This is a genomic window from Hungatella hominis (genome assembly GCF_014288005.1).
Taxonomy (GTDB): Bacteria; Bacillota; Clostridia; order Lachnospirales; family Lachnospiraceae; genus Hungatella; species Hungatella effluvii.
This window is the reverse complement of sequence record NZ_JACOPB010000027.1, coordinates 1-19,526: the sequence shown is the minus strand read 5'-3', so window position 1 is coordinate 19,526 and position 19,526 is coordinate 1. Positions and strand designations below refer to the sequence as shown.

At 51.8% G+C, this 19,526-nt stretch carries 19 protein-coding genes and 1 tRNA gene; 4 read left to right on the top strand and 16 right to left on the bottom strand.

Going from position 1 to position 19,526, the window contains the following annotated elements:
• Positions 1–137: 137 nt before the first annotated feature.
• The 12 genes from H8S75_RS29965 to H8S75_RS29910 all read right to left on the bottom strand — a co-directional run bounded on the left by H8S75_RS29965 (position 138) and on the right by H8S75_RS29910 (position 13,579).
• Positions 138–734 carry a cytidylate kinase-like family protein gene (locus H8S75_RS29965; RefSeq protein ID WP_187024632.1) on the bottom strand — a complete coding sequence of 199 codons (597 nt, stop codon included), beginning with the start codon at positions 732–734 and terminating at the stop codon, positions 138–140.
• A 188-nt stretch (positions 735–922) separates the two neighbouring features.
• Positions 923–1,609 carry a deoxyribose-phosphate aldolase gene (gene deoC, locus H8S75_RS29960; RefSeq protein ID WP_187024631.1) on the bottom strand — a complete coding sequence of 229 codons (687 nt, stop codon included), beginning with the start codon at positions 1,607–1,609 and terminating at the stop codon, positions 923–925.
• 21 nt (positions 1,610–1,630) lie between these two features.
• The gene (locus H8S75_RS29955; RefSeq protein WP_187024630.1) at positions 1,631–2,794 is read right to left on the bottom strand and encodes an iron-containing alcohol dehydrogenase; all 1,164 of its coding nucleotides are present in this window, start codon (positions 2,792–2,794) and stop codon (positions 1,631–1,633) included.
• A complete protein-coding gene (xylB, locus tag H8S75_RS29950; protein ID WP_187024629.1) occupies positions 2,787–4,373 on the bottom strand; it encodes a xylulokinase in 1,587 nt (528 codons plus the stop codon). The genes H8S75_RS29955 and xylB overlap by 8 nt, the downstream gene beginning before the upstream one ends.
• 9 nt (positions 4,374–4,382) lie before the next feature.
• Positions 4,383–5,369, bottom strand: a complete 987-nt coding sequence (locus H8S75_RS29945) for an SMP-30/gluconolactonase/LRE family protein (protein ID WP_187024628.1) — start codon at positions 5,367–5,369, stop codon at positions 4,383–4,385.
• Positions 5,370–5,385: 16 nt separating this feature from the next.
• The gene (locus H8S75_RS29940; RefSeq protein WP_187024627.1) at positions 5,386–6,435 is read right to left on the bottom strand and encodes a zinc-dependent alcohol dehydrogenase; all 1,050 of its coding nucleotides are present in this window, start codon (positions 6,433–6,435) and stop codon (positions 5,386–5,388) included.
• 52 nt (positions 6,436–6,487) lie between these two features.
• Complete coding sequence (locus H8S75_RS29935; RefSeq protein WP_187024626.1) at positions 6,488–7,576, bottom strand: glycoside hydrolase family 88/105 protein; 1,089 nt, start codon at positions 7,574–7,576, stop codon at positions 6,488–6,490.
• 37 nt (positions 7,577–7,613) lie between these two features.
• Complete coding sequence (locus tag H8S75_RS29930) at positions 7,614–8,462, bottom strand: carbohydrate ABC transporter permease (protein WP_055654372.1); 849 nt, start codon at positions 8,460–8,462, stop codon at positions 7,614–7,616.
• The gene (locus H8S75_RS29925) at positions 8,462–9,325 is read right to left on the bottom strand and encodes a carbohydrate ABC transporter permease (protein WP_187024625.1); all 864 of its coding nucleotides are present in this window, start codon (positions 9,323–9,325) and stop codon (positions 8,462–8,464) included. The genes H8S75_RS29930 and H8S75_RS29925 overlap by 1 nt, the downstream gene beginning before the upstream one ends.
• A gap of 67 nt (positions 9,326–9,392) precedes the next feature.
• Positions 9,393–10,784, bottom strand: coding sequence for an ABC transporter substrate-binding protein (locus H8S75_RS29920; RefSeq protein ID WP_187024624.1), 1,392 nt, complete (start codon positions 10,782–10,784; stop codon positions 9,393–9,395).
• Between the two features lie 165 nt (positions 10,785–10,949).
• Complete coding sequence (locus H8S75_RS29915; RefSeq protein ID WP_187024623.1) at positions 10,950–11,816, bottom strand: response regulator transcription factor; 867 nt, start codon at positions 11,814–11,816, stop codon at positions 10,950–10,952.
• Positions 11,813–13,579, bottom strand: a complete 1,767-nt coding sequence (locus H8S75_RS29910; RefSeq protein ID WP_187024622.1) for a sensor histidine kinase — start codon at positions 13,577–13,579, stop codon at positions 11,813–11,815. Before H8S75_RS29910 ends, H8S75_RS29915 begins: the two co-directional genes overlap by 4 nt.
• A gap of 242 nt (positions 13,580–13,821) precedes the next feature.
• On the opposite strand from H8S75_RS29910, the gene H8S75_RS29905 reads away from it, so the two are divergent.
• Both H8S75_RS29905 and H8S75_RS32920 read left to right on the top strand, forming a co-directional pair.
• Positions 13,822–14,265: a PTS sugar transporter subunit IIA gene (locus H8S75_RS29905; RefSeq protein WP_187024621.1), complete on the top strand. Its 444-nt coding sequence runs from the start codon at positions 13,822–13,824 to the stop codon at positions 14,263–14,265.
• A gap of 219 nt (positions 14,266–14,484) precedes the next feature.
• Positions 14,485–14,655: a hypothetical protein gene (locus H8S75_RS32920; RefSeq protein WP_243270525.1), complete on the top strand. Its 171-nt coding sequence runs from the start codon at positions 14,485–14,487 to the stop codon at positions 14,653–14,655.
• Here H8S75_RS32920 and H8S75_RS29895 read toward each other — a convergent pair.
• The 3 genes from H8S75_RS29895 to H8S75_RS29885 form a co-directional block, all read right to left on the bottom strand.
• Positions 14,646–15,527, bottom strand: a complete 882-nt coding sequence (locus H8S75_RS29895) for an alpha/beta hydrolase (RefSeq protein WP_187024620.1) — start codon at positions 15,525–15,527, stop codon at positions 14,646–14,648. The two genes, H8S75_RS32920 and H8S75_RS29895, sit on opposite strands and share 10 nt — an antisense overlap.
• Before the next feature lie 16 nt (positions 15,528–15,543).
• Complete coding sequence (locus H8S75_RS29890) at positions 15,544–16,896, bottom strand: MFS transporter (protein ID WP_187024619.1); 1,353 nt, start codon at positions 16,894–16,896, stop codon at positions 15,544–15,546.
• A gap of 133 nt (positions 16,897–17,029) precedes the next feature.
• Positions 17,030–17,902 carry an AraC family transcriptional regulator gene (locus H8S75_RS29885; RefSeq protein WP_187024618.1) on the bottom strand — a complete coding sequence of 291 codons (873 nt, stop codon included), beginning with the start codon at positions 17,900–17,902 and terminating at the stop codon, positions 17,030–17,032.
• A 254-nt stretch (positions 17,903–18,156) separates the two neighbouring features.
• On the opposite strand from H8S75_RS29885, the gene H8S75_RS29880 reads away from it, so the two are divergent.
• Both H8S75_RS29880 and H8S75_RS29875 read left to right on the top strand, forming a co-directional pair.
• Positions 18,157–18,969: a choline-binding protein gene (locus H8S75_RS29880; RefSeq protein WP_187024617.1), complete on the top strand. Its 813-nt coding sequence runs from the start codon at positions 18,157–18,159 to the stop codon at positions 18,967–18,969.
• A 41-nt stretch (positions 18,970–19,010) separates the two neighbouring features.
• Positions 19,011–19,358 (top strand): hypothetical protein, encoded by a 348-nt coding sequence (locus H8S75_RS29875; RefSeq protein WP_002602260.1) that lies wholly within the window; start codon positions 19,011–19,013, stop codon positions 19,356–19,358.
• Between the two features lie 49 nt (positions 19,359–19,407).
• Here the strand turns inward: H8S75_RS29875 and H8S75_RS29870 are convergent.
• Positions 19,408–19,479 (bottom strand) — tRNA-Gly (locus H8S75_RS29870).
• Positions 19,480–19,526: the final 47 nt, after the last annotated feature.

Below are 19,526 nucleotides of genomic sequence, written 5' to 3'. Positions count from 1 at the left end.
AAAGGTGGACATAATACAAGAAAATTCCCCAAAAGCCGGCTGCCCGACTTCTGAGGAATCTGATATCCATATTCACGGCCGCGCAGCTCTGCGTACTGCATCGGGCCTGTCCCGCTCCGGGGCGTATCGTATTTATCCTACTGCACCGATTCCAAATAGGCCAGGACCGCCTTCAGGCAGCCGTCCACGCCTACCAGACCGCTTTCCAGAGAAAGGTGGTAGTTCTGGGCCTTTCCCCACTCATTGCCGGTGTAATACTGATAGTAATCCTTCCGTTTCCGGTCCACCTCGCGGATTCTGCTCTCCATCTTCACAGGATCGACGCCTGTCTCCAAGGAATTCATACGTCTGATCCGGTCCTTCATCCTGGCGTAAATGAACAGATTCACACTGTTCTCCAGAACCATATCCGCGCACCGTCCAACGATCACACAGGGGCCCTGGTCCGCCAGCTTCCGAATCACCCTGGACTGCGCCAAAAAGATCTGATCCGACATGGGAACCTGATAGATGGAAGAAAACGGCGAGTAAAAATGGCGGTCCAGCGGATCTTTTATGAATGGCATGTTCTCATCATAATGAAGAAATGCGTCCTCTGACATGTCGCTCTCCTCCGCAGCCATGGAAATCAATTCCTTATCGTAAAACGGAATTCCCAGACTCTCAGCCAGTTTCACTCCCAGTTCACGTCCGCCGCTTCCAAATTCACGACTGATTGTAATCGCTCTTTCCATAAATCATTCCTCCTTGTCCTGAGCACTCAAAACGGCTGAAACAGGCCGCATGTGTACGATGTATGTGCTAAAACTCATACCTGCATTGTACCACATCCGGCTGTTTCTGTACACCATTTTGCATACCGTTTCTGTGTGCCTGTCCGGGAGTCTTTATAAGAGTCTCTTCAGATTATGACAAACATACTTCAGGACTCGCGCTGCCGCGCTTTCAGTTCCTCCACGATCGAAACACTGGCCGTCGATCCGATCCGGCTCACCCCCATATCGATCATCTCAAGCGCCGTGTTAAGCGTACGGATTCCCCCCGCCGCCTTTATCTTCACCGCATCTCCCACCATCCGTTTCATCAGCATGATATCAGCTGTCGTGGCGCCGCCGCTGCCAAAGCCAGTCGAGGTCTTGATAAAATCAGGCCGCACCTCCAGGGCAATCCGGCAGAGCGCCTCCTTCTCCTGATCCGTTAAATAGCAGTTTTCAAAGATGACCTTGGAGATTACTCCCGCCTCCCTGCACGTTTCCACGATGGAAGCCATCTCCCGCTCCACGTATCCGTAGTTCTTCTCTTTCAGCTCCGTCAGGTTTACGACGTAGTCGATCTCATCGGCCCCGTTTCGGATGGCCTCTTTCGTCTCACTGGCCTTGTCGTTGATCGTCGTCTGCCCCAGCGGAAAACCGATGGCGGCTCCCACATGGACATCGGAGCCGGAAAGCAGCTCTCTGCACAGAGCCACCGGGGCCGGATTGATGGCTACCATCCGGAATCCGTATTCCCTGCTCTCCCTGCACAGCTTCTCAAAATCAGTCCGTACCGCATAGGCCTTCAGCTGGGTGTGATCAAAATACCCGGCCAGTTCCTTTGGCGTTATCTTCATGTCTGTCTCCCTCCTCATTCCTTATCTGGCCAGCTCCAGAATCTCCATTACCGCTGTCTGGTCCAGCTTTTCCATACTTCCCAGGCTGCCGCCCGCAACTGCACGCCCGGCCATTCGCGAAAACTGGCTGTCATCGATTCCGGCCTCTGAGAGCGTGGTAAAAAGCCCCAGTTTCCTGAAGAAATTCTCCAGGCAGCTGATTCCCAGCGCGGCCATCTCATCCTCCCGCTTATCCTCCGCTTCGATTCCGAATACCCTTTCCGCAAACTGTGCAAAACGCTCCGGATTTCTCCTGCTCACAGCCTTCATCCACGCCGGAAATACGATGGCCAGCCCCGCTCCGTGGGCAATGTCGTAGAGGGCGCTCAGCTCATGCTCAATGTTATGGCTGGCCCAGTCCTCTTCCCTTCCTTTTCCCAACAGTCCGTTGTGGGCCACATTTCCCGCCCACATGAGTTCGGCCCAGACCTCGTACCGGTCCGGATCCGCTAATGCCAGCGGCACATTGTGGATGATCGTCTTCATGGCCGCCTCACAGAGACGGTCTGACAGCTCCGTGTTCCCATTGGGAGAGAAATACCGTTCCATCACATGGGCCAGTATATCGGCGCTCCCTGCTGCAATCTGCCGTTTCGGAAGTGTGTAACAGAGCTCCGGATTTAAAATGGCAAACTTCGGATACAAAAGCGGTGAGCAGAACGACTTCTTCTCATTCTCCTCCTCTCTCGTAATCACGCTGCCGTCACTGCTTTCGCTCCCGGCCGCCGGAATGGTTAAGACCACCCCCGTAGGAAGGACTCTCTCCGGCCGCTTCTTAGTATGGTAAAAATCCCACACATCGCCCAGATATAAGACGCCTGCCGCAATGGCCTTCGCCGTGTCGATCACGCTGCCTCCTCCTGCTGCCAGCACGAAATCCAGCCCTTCTCGCCTGCACAGCGAAATCCCCTGACGCACCAGCGACAGTCTGGGATTGGGACGGACGCCCCCCAGCTCCCGGTATTCCACACCAGCCTCTGTCAGTGATTTTGTGATCGCACCGTACGTCCCCGCAGCTTTTAAGCTCTCTCCTCCATACAGCAGCAGAATCCGCCTGGAGTAAGCAGCCGTTTCCCGCCCCGCCTCGTTATGGGTTCCCCTTCCAAACAGGATGCGGGTAGGATTGTACCAGATAAAATTATTCATGTTTTTCCCCCATCTCTTTTCGATAAGCCCCCAGTTCGCCATAGACTCCCGTCAGAGCGTCATACGCATGGTTAAATATCTCATACAGGCGGTCGTACCGCAGACGGTTTTCCTCCCTCGGCATCACCGTATCCACGATGGTGTTAATTTTTTTCGCCTCGGAGAAATCCCGGTATATTCCCACGCCCACGCCGGCGCACACCGCCGCGCCCATGCTGGTTGCCTCCTCCCGGTATGCCGGTATTTTTAATGGCATCTGGAAGATATCCGAGAGAATCCGGGGCCACGTCTGCCCCTTGGCGCCTCCGCCGATGAGCATCAGCTCCTTCATCTCACGTTCCCGCCGCATACTCTCTAAAATAACCCGCAGATTGAAACAAACGCCTTCCAGCACGGCCCTGGATAAGTCATGCTTTCCAGTCGTCACCGACATGCCCAAAAAGGCGCCTCTGGCATCCGGATTCCAGCGCGGTGAGCGCTCCCCCAGAAGATAGGGCAGGTATAGAAGACCGCCCGCTCCCGGTATGGATTCCATGATTCCCCTGTTGATCCGCTCATAAGGGCTTTCTCCCGTTTTCGCGGCCTCCTCCATCTCTCCGCGGCACAGCGTATTGCGGTACCACTGATAGGAATAGCCTGCCGCCTGCATGGTACCGCAGGGAGTATAGAGCTCCGGGTCTAAATGAACCCAGTTAAATGTCCGCATCTCAGGATCGAATAACGGCTCCCTCGACGCCAGCGATATCCAGGACGATGATCCCAGCACCAGATAGGCACTCCCCTCATCCACCACACCGGCCCCGACACAGGCGCAGCTTCCATCCCCGCCTCCGATCACGACAGGCGTTCCCTCCAAAAGTCCGGTGGCCTCTGCGGCTGCTTTCGTCACGCCCCCGGCGATATCGGTCGATGGATGCAGCTCCGGAAGCAGCTCTTCATCGAGGTCCAGTGCCCTTAATATCTCTTCGGACCACATTTTCGCCCGGATATCGAAGAGATTCGTTCCCGACGCGTCGCTGTAATCCGTCACGAACTTCCCCGTCAGACGGCAGATGATGAAATCCTTGGCATGCAGCATCTTATAACAGCGGCGATAGACGTCCGGCTCGCGGCGGCGCACCCATAAGAGCTTTGCCGCGGAATAGGAGGCGCTGAGCCTGTGGCCCGTAATCTCATATCCGCGCTCCATACCGATACGTTCCACCATCCACCGTTCCTCTTCCACCGCTCTCGTATCCGCCCAGATGATCATCGGGCGCAGGGGATTTCCCTCCCGGTCCACAGGCAGGCAGCCCATCATCTGGGCGCTGAAGGACACGGCGGCTATCCTCTCCGGACGTATCCCTTTTTTTTCCAAAAGTTCTCTCGTCGACGCACAGACTGCATTCCACCAGTCCTCCGGGTCCTGTTCTACAAACCCCGGCTGCGGGTAACTCGTTGGATATTCGTGGACACAGCTGGCTATAAGCGTTCCGTCTGCGCGATAGAGTGTGGCCTTATTTCCGCTGGTTCCAAGATCGTGGGCCAGAATACAGTTGTCCCCGCAGCCTTCCGCATTTCCTAAAGTTCCCTGTCCCATGGCGCCTCCTTACAGCGGCAGCTGCACCAGCGCAGCCGGCATTTCATGTTTTAAATTCACCTTTCCCGGTCCCGTCACAAGGTCGAAGCAGGAAGCGATAATCCGGCCGTCCCATACAATCGGCTCCCCTGGCTGATCCAGTCCCCCGTCCGCGCCTTTGCAGTCCGGGCTCTGGGCAATCCGCCGTACCGTTCCTCCGGGTGTCACCTGCACGATCGCATTGGCACAGAAATCCGCAATATACAAGTTTCCTTCCTCGTCGAATATCATGCCATCCGTGCTTTTAAGCTCCTCCGGATCCCGGGCGAACAGCGTGTTTTCGTCCAGGCTTCCGTCTTCCTTAAACGTAATCCGGTAAACGGCTCCGTCCCCGAAATTCCCCACATAGAGCCGTCCTTCCTGATCAAAGACGATCCCGTCGGCGCCATACTGGCAGTCCGGATTCTCCGTCACAAAGGTGGCGAAGATATGGCGGTCCTCCAGGGTATTGGTAATCTGAATCCCCTCCTCGTCAAGGCCGAACCGGTATACGCAGCTCACCAACTTTCCATCCGGCCTCTTAACCGGATGCAGATAGCTCTGTGTGACGTACATGTACCCGCCTCTGATGCGGATACCGTTAGGATGCTCCATGTGTTCCGCCACGACGACAGTCTTTAAGATGTTACCTTCCTCATCTACCGTGAGCTTCAGAATTCTGCCCTTGTACAGCAGCTCTTCCCGTTCGCTCCAGCCCTGGTTGTCGCAGAGATAGAGATTCCACTCGTCATCAAAGGCGATCCCCATATTTCTGGCCACCCCGGTCTCCGGATGAACCGGTACGTCGAACCACTTTCGCACATGGCCCTCTTTATCGATGCGGACCACACAGCCGGAAATGCTGTCATCCGCGTAATTCGGGCAGGACAGCACCAGATTTCCATGGCGGTCTACTGCCATCCCGTCAGGTGTGCATACGTACTCCGGCAGCGTGCAAAACAGTCTGCTCTCTCTCATTCCAACTCCTCCATTTCTAAAATCGAACCACGATTTTCTTCGTATCCGGCTTCTTCGCCTCGATCAGTTCAAATGCGTCGGTGATCCGCTCAAAGGGGAACACATCGGAGATAAAGTCCATAGGATCCAGGACCCCCTGGTTAATCCACGCCATAATCTGGGAATGGGCTTCCCCTTCCTCCCTCTTACTGGGCCACTGCACGAACTGGAGCGTCCAGTTATAGGGAGCGCTGCTCCAGTCCAGCTTCATGGACAGTTCAGGAGAGATACCGTAGCAGCAGATTTTTCCGTTGTATTTCACCAGCCCCATCGCCTCGTTAATCAATGCATTGACGCCCACTGCGTCCACCACATAATCCACGCCATCCGGGAAAATCCGCTTCACCTCCTCCGTCACATTGCAGGAGGCAGAATGAAACGCGTAATCAGCCCCCATCCGCCTCGCTGTCTCCACCTTGTCCTCCAGAATATCCGTAGTGATGACCGTCTTAAGCCCCAGCAGCTTTAAAAACCTGGTAAAACAGAGTCCTACCGGACCCGCACCGAATACCACTGCGGTCTCATTAGGCTGAAATCCAAACCTTCGGATGGCGCTTAAGACCTCCCGAAACGTGATAATCATAGAAGCGCCCACCGCATCCACCCGATCCTCCGGCCGTATAACGGTCTGAGCTGCATAGGCCTCGTTCCACTGTTTTGTGCCAGGACCCATCCCATGGCGGATGGCACTCTTCTCATCTCCCACCACACAGTATTCCGCATAGGCGCCCCAGCCCGGAATGTATCCATCGGCCGCCTCCTCCAGAAATGGGAGCAGCACACGGTCGCCCACATGGAGGTTTTCCACAAATTCTCCCGTTTTTACCACTTTTCCCACACCTTCGTGCCCCAGTATGGCAGGGTATGTGTGGAAATTCTTAAATGTCCTGTGAATCAGCTTACTATCCGTTCCGTTGCATACCCCGCAGCTCTCCATTTTCACAAGAGCCTGGCACGGGCCAATCTGCGGCATGCTTATCTCTTCCACCGATAAACGGCCTTCCCCATCTACAATTAACGCTTTCATACGCTTCTCCTTTTTTGTTTGCCCGGAATGCATTGGTCTGTTCAAGCAGATCCTAACCAATCGCTGCCACCAGAGCCCATAGACAGCCGCATACCGCCTCCTGTGCATTTACGGTCTTTGGATAATGGATATAGTCCTCATAACATTTCTGGACGCAGAGCCCCTGGCACGCCGTATGGACATCAGGCAGCCCGTCTTCCCCCGGGACGATGCGGGCAAGAAGCCCTTCGTATCCTTTTCTTAAGACAGGCTCCGCCGTCTCCTCCGGCACCATTCCCTTATCCGCCGCCCATTTCCAGGTGTACAAAAACATGGCGCTTCCCGAGGTGTCGCACCAGTTATCCACGTCATCAGTTCGGTCCACTACCTGTCTCCACAGACCGTTCTCCCGATTCTGATATTTCTCCAGGCCGGCCAGCAGCTGATTCAGCTGATCCTCCACCGCTCTTTTTCCCTCATAACCGGCGGGAAGGAGATCGAGAACTTCAGTCAGAATCAGGGCATACCACCCCAGTCCCTCACTCCAGACACATCCTGATCTGCCGTCCGGACCGGCCCAGGGAGCCAGACAGCCCTCACTGTAGGCGTGTACCAAAAGACCGTCGTGCACATGGCAGTACCGGTAAATCAGTTCCAGCTGCAGCACCGCCTCGTCAAAACACTCCGTCTCCCCGAATACGGCACCGTACCGGCATAAAAACATCTGCCCCATAAAGACGCCGTCCACCCACATTTCTCCCGGAAACTCGGTACGGTTATGAAGAAAACCTCCTTCTCTCGTCCGCGGATAATCCCGGTAGGTTTCCCGGATCTTTCTGCATGCCTTCTCAAACCGTTTCTCCCCCGTCTGCTCATACATCCAGACCAGCACGGCCCCAGTCATCATGTCGTCCATGCTGCATCCCGTAAAGCCCCGGACACTTCCGTCCTCCGCTACATGGTCCATACAGTATGCAAGCACATACTGGTAGTACAGCTCATCCCCGGTTTTCTCCCATAAATGAATAAATCCCATCAAAAGATAGCCCTGCGGATAGCTCCAGGAACGGTATGGATACTCATCCGCCTCCGGATACCGTTTCTGTATGGCCGCCGCCAGTTCCCGCGCCCTTCCGGGCAGATCCGTTCTATTTATTTTCATTTTGCATCTCCTTCCTGAGCATTTTGATAAAGCCCAACTATCCCTTAACCGCCCCCGCGGTCACTCCCTGCACGATGAATTTCTGTAAAAACAGGAATAAGAAAAACATGGGAAGAATCGAGAGGAGGCACGCCGCAGACGCCAAATTCAGATACGAGATCTGCTGCCCGATAAATGACTGCTGCGCCACGGGCAGTGTCCTCACGGCCTCCTTGGATACCACAACCAGGGCGATCTGATAGTCATTCCAGATTCCCAGCGCCGATAATACGACAACCGTCATGGTAACCGGCTTTAATAATGGAAAAACAATTCTCCAAAAGGTCCCCATCCTGCTGCATCCGTCGATCGCCGCCGCTTCCTCCAGCTCCACCGGAACGGTTTTGATAAAGCCGCAGTAGAGGAAGATGTCAAATCCCATCTGAAATCCCACAGACACGAGCACATAGGCTGGACGGCTGTTTAAGAGATGAAGGTTCATAAGATTCTTATAGAGCGGAAACATGATGGTCTGAAACGGCAGCATGACGGAAGCCAGGAAAATGTACTGCCAGACTCCGTAAAACCGGTTGTTTCCCCGCCGCACCACGATATAAGCCGCCATGGAACAGATGAGAACCAGAACAACGACTCCGCACACGGTAGATACCGTGGAATTGGTAAAGGCCCTCAGGAAATCAGATTTCTGCACCGCCTCCACAAAATTTTGAAGATAGAGCGTATCCGGAAATGCGAGGGGGTTCTTGAGCATAGTCGCCTCCCTCGGCTTAAACGCATAGATAATCAGGACGTAAAACGGCGCCAGAAACAGAATCGTCACACACCACATGACCAGGCTCAGCAGGATAAAACGCCGGCCGGAGGCCGTATGTAATTTCTTTCCCATCACAGCTGCACCTCCCTCTTCCGCAGCAGCTTCGTAACCACTCCCGTGATTCCCACTACGAAGATCAGCATCACCAGGCCGGCCATCTGCCCGTATCCAGCCCTGTTATTCGTGAAGAAATGATTGTATACGAACAGGGAAAACGTCTCGGACGCCTTTCCCGGTCCCCCACCCGTTGCCGCCTTCGGATAGTCGAAGACTTTTAACCCATACCCCAGCCACAGTGTGACACAGGTGGTAAAGGCCGGGGCCAGCATGGGAAATGTCACGTTCCAGAAGGACTGCCACGCGTTTGCCCCATCGATTCGGGCCGCCTCCTTTAGGTCTCCGGGCACCGACTGAATACCGGCGTTGTAGATCACCATGGCCAGCCCCGTATCCCGCCACAGACACATCAGGGCAATTCCCGGAATCACCGTGGTCAGCCTGGTAAGAGGACTTACAATGCCGAAGTTCACCGGAAATACGTCTCCATAAATTCTCTGCCAGATAAAAGCCGTGATTACCAGGCTGGCGATAATCGGAAGGAACATGGCGCTTTTCAAGAACCGGTTGCCTGCGACGTTTAAATTTAATCCTACGGTTATGGCCAGTGCCAGGATGTTGACGCCGATGCAGGTAATTACCGTGTACTCCATAGTATTGGAGACTGCATTGATCGTCTGTATATCGTGAAACAGGGCGGTTAAGTTCTTAAGCCCCACAAAATCATACTCCTTCGACAGACCGTTCCAGTTTGTGAACGCAATCCCGAACGCCTGAAAAAACGGGACTGCGATGACGAAAAGGAATACCAGGGCGGCCGGGAGTAAAAACATGAAATCAATACTGTTTCTCTTAACAGACTTCCATCTGCCTTTCATAGCATACGCCTCCTTTCTAAAAAAGGGAGCCGCCGCGTTCCGGCCGCTCCCTTTTCGTCAATTCCCGTCAGCCCCCTGTTGCCCGGATATTGTCAAATGATTTCTGCCACTTCTCGATCACCGTCTCCGGAGAATCCCCCGCAATTCTTCCCTCGATATAGATCTTGTCAAAATCCTGGTAATACTGGCCCGCCAGGCCCGGATTCATCTCAAAATAGTATCCCTTTTCGTCCAGAACCTCCGTAAAGATCGTGAGAAGCGGATCCGGATTATCCGCACTGACGCCCGAGAGAGCACTGATACAGCCCGATGCGTTGGCCCATACTTTTCCCGCCTCCGGTGTCAGAACAAACTCTGCGAACAGCATGGCCTCTTCCATGTGCTTGCTCCCGGATGAAATCATGAAGGAGTCATCGGCATTGGCCGGCATATAGTTCTTTGCAGGATCATCAGACCATGGATAATACGTAAATCCAAACTCATCCGTATTGCCTGCTGCCTTCTGTGCAATACGGATATCGGAGATCGCCCATGTTCCCTGCATCATCATGGCTGCGTCGCCGCGTCCAAACTGCGCATACTGGTCGGAAGCCTGCTGGCTTGCCGCCTTCTCATCTACCAGCGCGTAATCGCGAACCAGCTTCTGACCGTGCGTAATAATGTCCACAAACTCCGGATAATCGGAAAATTTCTTTTCCCCACTCATCAGTTTCTCAAAAATCATCGGATCGGCAACCATCGGTCCCGTAAAAGTCTGGCCCTCAATGATGATATTCTCTGTCCAGGATTCCGCATAACCGGAAGCCAGCGGAACCATTCCTGCATCCTTTATCTTCTGGCAGGCCTCTAAAACTCCCGACATCGTATCTAAATCCTCCGGCTTCACTCCTGCCTTCTCCAGCATGTTTTTGTTGTAATAGAAGCCGTATCCGCCTCTGTCCAGAGGAATTCCATAGATCTTTCCGTCCAGTGATATGGAATCGATACAATTCTTGTCGATATTATCCGGGAAAATGGAGGGATCCAGCGGTTCCACCAGCCCGGCTTCGATGACCTCCGGCGTCTCAAACGGCCGGTAATTGATGAAATCAGGCGCATTGTCCGCCGCTACCCGCTGTTTGTACTGATTGATAAAATCATCTCTGGAAAGGAACTCCACTTCGATCTTTATGTTCGGATACTTCTTCGTAAATGCTTCCGACAGCGCTACCAGTCCGTCTTTCTTCCCCTGTTCCCCCATGTGGTGAAGAAATGTCAGTGTAACTTCCTCTTTGCTCTCCTCTTTTTTCTCTTCCTTACCCTCCTCCTTCTTTGCCTCTGCTTTTGTTTCTGCCTCTGCCTGGGCAGCACTCTTCGTCTCTCCGGTCTTCCCGGATCCCGAGCTGCATCCCGTCACAGCCGCGATGGCCATACATGACGCCAGTGCCAGACTAACCCATCTTTTTTCTCTCTTTCTCATATCTCTTCTCCTTTTCTTTGTTCTTGGGGTTCCCACTGACACTATTGTATATCATTCAACATGCACAAACAATTTAATAAAAATGATATTTTATTAGTTATTATGACATCTTTTTTTATCTGCGATGCCAAATTACCAGGCGGACGCCCGATCGGAATAAATGTATTACGTTCCGTTCTGAATATACTCCGTCGGTGATTTTCCCGTTTCTTTTTTAAAGAACTGATAAAAATACGCATAATTGTCGATTCCCACCATGTTGGATACCTCATAGACCTTATATCTGCCCTCACGGAGCAGCTGGACCGCTGTCTCCAGGCGAATCTGATTGAGAACGTCAATAAAACTCTTCCCCGTATCTTTTTTGATCAGCCGGCTTAAATGAGCCGCCGACAATCCTACGTAGTCGGCCAGTTCCGTCAGAGTGATCTTCCTGCTTAAGTTTTCCCGCATATACGCCAGCGCCCGGCGCACCACTATGGCGTAGTGCTCCTCCTTCTTCTCTTCCAGATACTGCATATTCCCCTCTCGGGTCATTTCAGTCAGGATTTGATTTTCAGTCAGGCTGCACGTTCCATTGAGGCTTACATTTCCGGTCGGTTTTCCTTCTCCAGGCAGATTTCTTTCTCCCTTCAGGCCTCCGACTCCGTACCTCCCCTCCATGCTCCCTCTGGCAATCCGCCTCACCGTCTCCACCAGTTCCTTATTTTCAATCGGTTTCAACAGAATATCCGCCGCCCCCAGCCGCAGCGCCTGCTGTGCATACTGAAACTCGTCAAAACCGGTAATGACAATCGACGCAAACGTATCGTACTCCACTTTCAAGGCCTTAACCATCTCCAGGCCATCCATTCCAGGCATTTTAATATCGGTGATAATGATATCCGGATGATGCTCCTTCGCATATCGGAATCCCTCGATCCCATTCGTCAGCCTTCCCTCGATTTCGCAGCCCATGGCCGCCCAGTCAATAGTCTCGCAGACAGCCCGCCGGACGAGAGCATTGTCATCGACTACCATAATTTTAATCATGTAAATCCCCCGTTTCTGTCGATGGCAGGAAGGACTACCTTCACGACAGTCCCCTTCCCCACCTGGCTCGACACTGTAATTCCGTACTCCTGCCCGTACAGAATTTTTATCCGTTTCTCTACGCTTACCAGGCCGAAATGGCTGGAACTGTCTTCCTCCGCACTGACAGAAAAATCGCAGTATCGTTTCAGAGTCTCCTCGTCCATTCCCGCTCCGTTATCTGCAATCTGTATCACCACGGCCCCTTCTCCCTTCGGCCCGGCAATCAGATCCGACGAGACAAAGATCACTGCCCCCTCGCTTAAATTCTCCACCCCATGAATGACCGCATTTTCCACCAGCGGCTGTAAAAGCAGAGAAGGCACCTGGTACTCCTCCGCCTGCGGTTCCACATCAAAAAACACCTCCAGCCGGTCCTCCATCATGAATTTCTGGACCTCCAGATAGTCACTGACATAGCTGAGCTCCTCCCTCAGCGTCACAGTGCTCTTTCTCCGGTTAATGGCCACACGCATCAGCCGTCCCAGAGACGTACAGATGGAGGCGATTGTGTCCTGTCCGTTTAATTTGGCAACAGCATTTAAGGACTCCATGGCATTGAAAATAAAATGTGGATTCACTCTTGCCTGAAGTGCCCCGTACTCCGCCTGAAGCGCCTTATACTCCGCCTGCTCCGTCTCCAGCTTCTGTCTGGCCAGATGTTCCACCATGTCCTGTAAGCTGACCGCCATATCGTTGAATGCAATGGTAATCTGGCCTATCTCATCTTTGGAATAGGGGACGGAGAGCGTGGTCCACTCCCCCTGCTTAAGGCGCTGGATGTGATCATACAGCTGGCGGATTCCCCTCGTAATACTGCCAGAGATCACCGCGGCGCAGATTACCGCCGCCAGTATGGTCGCTGAGCAGACGATCAGAATTGCCACCAGCATCTGATTCATGGGGCCGAAGAGCTCCTGCTCGTTAATAAGATAGATCACGTTCCACTTCTTGTCCTCGGTTTCCTTATTTCGGACCAGATAGCTCCTGCTTCCGCTCCTGATTAAATGGCGGGAATCACCGGACTCCCTGCTCTTCTCCAGTATGGACGCAGGATTTAATTGTTCGCCGTTCCTTCCAAAGATCACCTCCCCCTCCGGGTTTAAGATGGTAACCTTTCCATTTTTGCTCTGTTCCAGTGCCAGAAACTGACGTTCAAATATATCCCTGCTGATCCCCACCGCGATCACACCGTCATACTCCAGCCTGACCGGACTGTAAATAGACCGGATCATGTAGACCTTTTCCGGCTCTGAGACAAAACACCTCCAAATGGCGCCTTTCGGTATTACTTTTCTGTTGACCCGGATATAGTCTGCAATCTCCTGGTTCACATCCTTAAAGCTTTGTGTTTTATAATCATAATAGGTGATCACTGAGCTGTTGTCCAATGCGTAGAAATCCAGGATTGGCGACCTCGATGTGTTTCTCTGATTCACGAAGGAAGCCACGGCGCGGCGGTTGTAATAGATATTACTGTCCTTTTTATTTAAATAGCTGCCGAACAAATCCCAGTTCTGCACCATATTTAACATCGTATCCTCATATTCCCGTGTTCTCGTTCCGATGTTGACGGCGATCTGGTCAACCAACGTCTCCACATACACCCCCGTACTGTCCAGCTGACGTCTTATGTAAACCGAGCTGATAATCCCTCCCGCTGCCAGAATACCGGCTGTAATCAAGGATACACTGGTCAGAAGTATCTTTTTTCCAATTTTCATACTGCAATCCCCCGATTTTTAACAGAATGTTCTGATTTTATTCTAAGCGTTTCCTAAAGAGATAGCAATTCTGTTTTTGGTGGAAATTATTAGGTTTTCTGACATTTCTGAAAACCGAGGAGAAAACAGGAAAAACTACATCCGGAAAGGGACGGGGAATTGCGCTTTTTTTGTATATAGTATATGATATAGGAGATTATAAAATAAAAGCTGCGGCAAATACAAAAAGAATGGAGAAATGCATGACAGGATTGATTATCACAGGACATGGGCAGTTTGCCTCCGGTTTGGTCAGCGCGCTGGAATTGCTGATTGGACATCAGGAGCTGCTGGCTGCCGTGGATTTTGAATTCGGGCAAAGCTGGGACACATTGATGGAACATTTAAAAGATGCAGTCGGAACCATGCAGACTTGTGACGAGCTTCTCATACTGTGCGATATGATCGGCGGATCTCCTTATAAATGTGCCGCCGCGCTGACAGATACAGACCCGCGGCTGACGGTTCTATATGGAATTAATCTGGGTATGGCGCTGGAACTGGCCATTCGATGCAGAATGGGACTGGACAATGACGCGCCCGCGCTTGCCGGAGAGATGGTTGCTACCGGAAAGGCACAGATCGGAATGTACCGGTCGGAACAGGAAAAGAGTGACAGGAAAGAGCAGGAGGATAATTTCAGATAATAAAAGCAGTGATCTTTGATATGGACGGTGTTCTGATCGACAGTGAAATCGTATATTTGAACCACACGTTTCAGTGTCTGAAGAAATGGTACCCGGCCTTCTAAAAGAAATAAAAGACCGGGGCTATCTGCTGGCTCTCGCCTCATCGACCAGTAGGAATCGGAAATCTATCTGCATACGGCAGGCGTCCTGCAGTGTACACCGTCACAATGTCTCGTCGTGGAAGATTCCACTTACGGTATCTTGGCCGGCCACGGAGCCGGTATGACCGTAGCTGCGCTCATCGACGACCGTTTTCATTTTGACCGTACACTTGCTGATTACAGCATATATGAACTCTCCGAAGTTCTCACTATTCTGGATCAGATGGCCGCGGTGAATCAACAATAGCTTCGAAAAAAACCGCATTCCTCATCGTTGCACCGCGAAGCCTCCTGCAGGCGGATGTTGCAGTGGAACACGTGTCCCAGAGGCCGGTCCGCGCTGCCATAATACCGGTATACAAACGGAATCTCAAACTCCATCAGCTTCTCCACCAGAAGCGGCGCCTGTTCTCTCAGAAAATCTCCGGCAGCCGTCATGAGAAACACCGGCGGATACTGACTGGTCACGTAATTCACGAGGCTGATTTTCTCGTATTCCTCTTTCGTCCCTCTCTCCGGCAGAAGGTCCGCCATAAGCAGATTGCTCTGGTCCTTCTCGTCTTCGGAGACTGGTGCCCGATAGACACCGCAGTTCAGTGCAACAGCCGTCGGCACAAATCCCTCAGGCGGCTGAAAGGGATACTTTGCCGCATATTCCGGGTTTGTGCAGACAGCGGCATAAAGTCCCAGATTGTGGGCCCCGGCGGAATCCCCCACACCGAAAACCCGCGTCCGGTCAAAGCCATATTCCTCCGCATGATCCAGCACCCAGGCAAACACCCGATTTGTATCCTCCAGCGACGCCGGAAACTTATATTCCGGCGCGAGACGGTAGGTGAAATTTACGACTGCGAATCCGCGGCATGCCAGATCCATACAGTAGTACTGGTACCTCTCCTTATCACCATACACCCATCCGCCGCCATGAACACTCACAATAACCGGGAGTACCCCCGCCTTGTCTCTTGGACGGTATACATCGAGAATCTGCCGCTCTGCATCCTCCCCATAGACGATATCGTCAAAACGCCGGATTCCCTCCGGTGTGGTGAGACCGGCATCCCGCCGGTCATCCCCCTCCCGAAACAGTTTACGAATTGTATCACTCATTTCTGACATAGTTATCTGTACCTCTCTATTTTGTATTTCGTTTTGCTTCCAGGTCATTCTGAATCGCCACAATATACTTATCGATATTCATCATGAAACACAGAACCAGGCAGATCACCGCGATGATCGCACCGCTGTATCCAAACCCGAACCGAATCATAGTAACAGCGGAAGCCGGCTGCACCGCGGCGGTCCCGTCATATCCGCCCATGGTAATGATCCAGGTGCAAAGGGCAGAGCCGAGGCCGATTCCAACCTTCATACCGAAGGATGTACAACAGTTGACCAGTCCCTCCGAGCGGACTCCGGTCTTCCATTCACCGTAATCCACGACATCCGCGGTCATTGCAAAGATACCGGACATGATTGGTCCCATTCCCGTTCCTTTTATGATCAGCCCCAGAAGAACCAGCGGGAAGCTGGAACCGGCCGCACCGATGATCAGCCCGCCCAGAGCCATCAGAAATGCACCGCCAATCATCAGTTTCCATTTTCCGTATCTCTGAATGGCCTTCGGCAGCATAAGATTCACGATGATGGCCGGAATCGTAGTCGCCATGGATATGTAGGTTAAGTAACCCAGATTATTTAAAACGATATTGCAAAAATAGAATGTTGTGGAACCGGTACTGACGATTCCAATATACAAAAACATAAACAGCAGACTCTGAATATAAAAATACCTGTTTTTGAAAAGTGCCGGCAGTGCTGTACTCAGCGGAACATTCTCCACCTGAACCACACCGGTTTCCGCGTCTTCTCCGATATGCTCCCTGGTACCCAGAAAGCAGATGAGACACATAAAAAATGTTACGATGCCGTAAATAATCGACAGCCAGAACCATCCCGCCGTAGACAAGAGGGTTGCTGTCACCCCATTGATAATCAGCGTTGTAAGCTGAGTCATGACGAAACGCGTAGTCGCCGCGGAGGCGCGGTCCTGAACATTCAGCGTCATGCGCGACAGCAGTGCGTTAAACGGCAGGTTGTTGGCTGTATACACGATACAGTTCTGGAAAATATAGGTCAGATACGCATAGACCAGCTTTCCATTCCCGCTTAAGCCTCCGGGAACATTAAACTCCAGGATCAGAGCGATCGCCATAAGCGGCGCCGTCCACAGCACCCATGGCCTTGCCTTGCCCCAGCGGGTCTTCGTCTTATCGACAATCGCCCCCATGATAATATCGGTAACCCCATCGAACACGCGCGCCAGCAGCATCATAGTGCCGACCGCGGCGGCAGCGATCCCCACAGTGTCCGTATAATACGCAGTCAAAAATGTGGAACACAGGGCTACTGTCACATTGGCGCCGCAGTCTCCCATACCATAAGAAATTTTTTCTGACCATGATAAACCGGTTTTCTTTTTTCCCATTGCTTCCCCTCTCCTGTAACTTGATTTTTTATAATCCTCATTATAACGGAGACGGACAGGGAATTCCTTGCGTATTTTAGCCAAAAACATCCATATATTGACCTGTACATGAAAATACAACCGCTATTCTTCTTTATTCTTCTTTATTTCTTTCCATTTTTCTATATTGGAACGGGGTTGTGCCATACTCCTCCTTAAACGCCAGAATCAGTCTCCGGTCGTCAGAGAAACCATTATTGAGAGCAATCTCGAGAATTCCGGAATTAGAAGCCATCAACTGCATCCGCGCCTTCTGAAGGCGGTATTTCGTCAGGTACTCGATAAAGGTCATCCCCGTGTGCTTCTTGAAGAAACGGGCGAAATACTCTTTGGAAAAGTAAAACTTATCCGCGATCTCCGCCTGAGAAAGCTTTTCCATGTAATGGTTTTCGATGAACTGAAGGACGCCTTTCAGCCGCTCAATGTTCTTTTGATTGTTCAGCGGCAGGATCACATTTTTCTCCGCCACTCCCTCCTGCGTGATATGGTAGAGAAGTTGGAGTACCAGTCCTTTTATATAAATCCGCTCATAGCATGACGTCTCAGCCTCATCGCCGTAATGGGACAGCCTCATCATTAAATCCCCTATTTCCGGAGTCGTCAATTCCTTTTCATTGAGAAAATACATGTTTTTAAAATCCGGAAATACTCCTTCCAGAAATTCCCGCGAAATAAGCAGCGCAATAACCACTTTTCTTCCGCTTCCATATACCGTGCGGTCCGGTATGATATTATGACTGCTTTCTGAGTTCACGACGATCAGCCTTCCCGGCTGTGACTTGATGCAGGTCCCATCAATATAATGCAGACTATTCCCCTGCAGCGTATAAACAATCTCCAGTTCCTCGTGCCAGTGATTAAACAGAAGTTCATCACTGCTCGACGGATAATAGGGAATATTATAGATATGAAACGGATTATCCCCGTCATATTCAAACATCTGGCGCTTTGCAACAGGTTCACTCACATTCCCACCCCTTTCCAGCCCCGGCCGGTTGCTTTTCTTTCGTCTTAATGCACGGTCTTATCTTTCTTCGCTTTCGTCTCGGTGTGCTGTCTTATCTGATACTGCCTCTGTCCTGATTATAACGGATATTACATCTTCTGTAAATTTAAACGTCAGCTCATTCATCCTTATATTTGACAGACAATCCAAAAAGAGATACACTTACTGTAATCCACCGTGCAAGACGGTATTACTGACAGGAGGATCATAGCTTCATGAGATTAAACCAACGTCTTCTTACCATTTCCGCAGGATTATGTCTGTCCCTGGCACTCGCAGGTACAGTTTCGGCTGTCCGGCCGCAGGAGGCATATGCCGCGGTAAGCACAGCCAGCAGGAGTCAAAGCACTGGCTGGCTGCACAAGGGAAATCAATGGCAGTATGCGCTCTCTGACGGCACCCTGATACGCGGCGGCTGGATCAGGGATGGAAACGGCTGGTATTACTTTGATGCCGATGGAATAATGGTGAGCGACACCACGCGCGACATAGAAGGCCATACCTACAGCTTTGAACGCTCGGGAGCCTGGAAAGAGACGCCCATAACGGACCCTCTTTTCGTCCATCTTCCCTCCGGCCGGTTCGAGAATTCAGTCTATGAGCATCCCTGGGCCGGAATCCGTATTACGCTGCCGGAATATACCTTTGTGCAGACCGCCGAAGAACTGAATGTACTTTCCGCTCATGACTATATCCCAAGCTATTACGATTTCCTGGCTGTCACTCCGGATCAGTCGCTGTTTGGAGTCGTCATTCAGTATAACAGTGATCCGATGGAGCAGATTCTGAGGGACGATCTCAATGTATTTTCTGCATTCTGGGGGAAATACGATCTGACTCCGACTGCCCCGCGGCCCGTGACCGTGGCCGGCCAGACTTATCAGAAAATGGTCTGTAAAATACCGGAGAACCTCGAGATGAACGTCTACCTGCGAAATGAGGACAACAAAGTGGTCTATCTCTTCTCCATCGCCGCAGACGAAGAAACTGCCGACCGGTTAATTGAAACAGTTGTTCCCTGCGGGTAATCCACCGGGACACTGTGCTGCTGTAGAATTCAGGTGAGCTTATGATAAAGACAGAATTTGGAATCATGGATACAATCGATCCAGAAAAAAATTATGTGAAATATGAACCTCAGAAGTATGGCTGTGTTGCCATCGATGACGACAAGTATATCAATGACTGGTGGCCGCGGCTGCTGTTGATCCGGACCTACACACAGTCCCTCAGCCGCCCCTCCTTTGCCCTCGACAGATATGGTGTTACCTTAATCCCGCCGGAGTCTCTCCCCGCACTGCAGGATATCGTGATCAGCGACAAAAGAATCAATCACGATCACAACCTGATTGCGCTTGCAGACAAGATCAGCCAGGCGATCGATGAACAGAAGTATATGATACACTTTGGGGTGTAACGCAAAAACGGATTTCCATCTCTGGAAATCCGTTTTCTTATATAACAAGAGCGCGAGACGGGGATCGAACCCGCGACCCCAACCTTGGCAAGGTTGTACTCCACCACTGAGCCACTCGCGCTTATTCTATAAAAACGAAGCGACTCTCATCTCTCCGTTTTCTCTTAG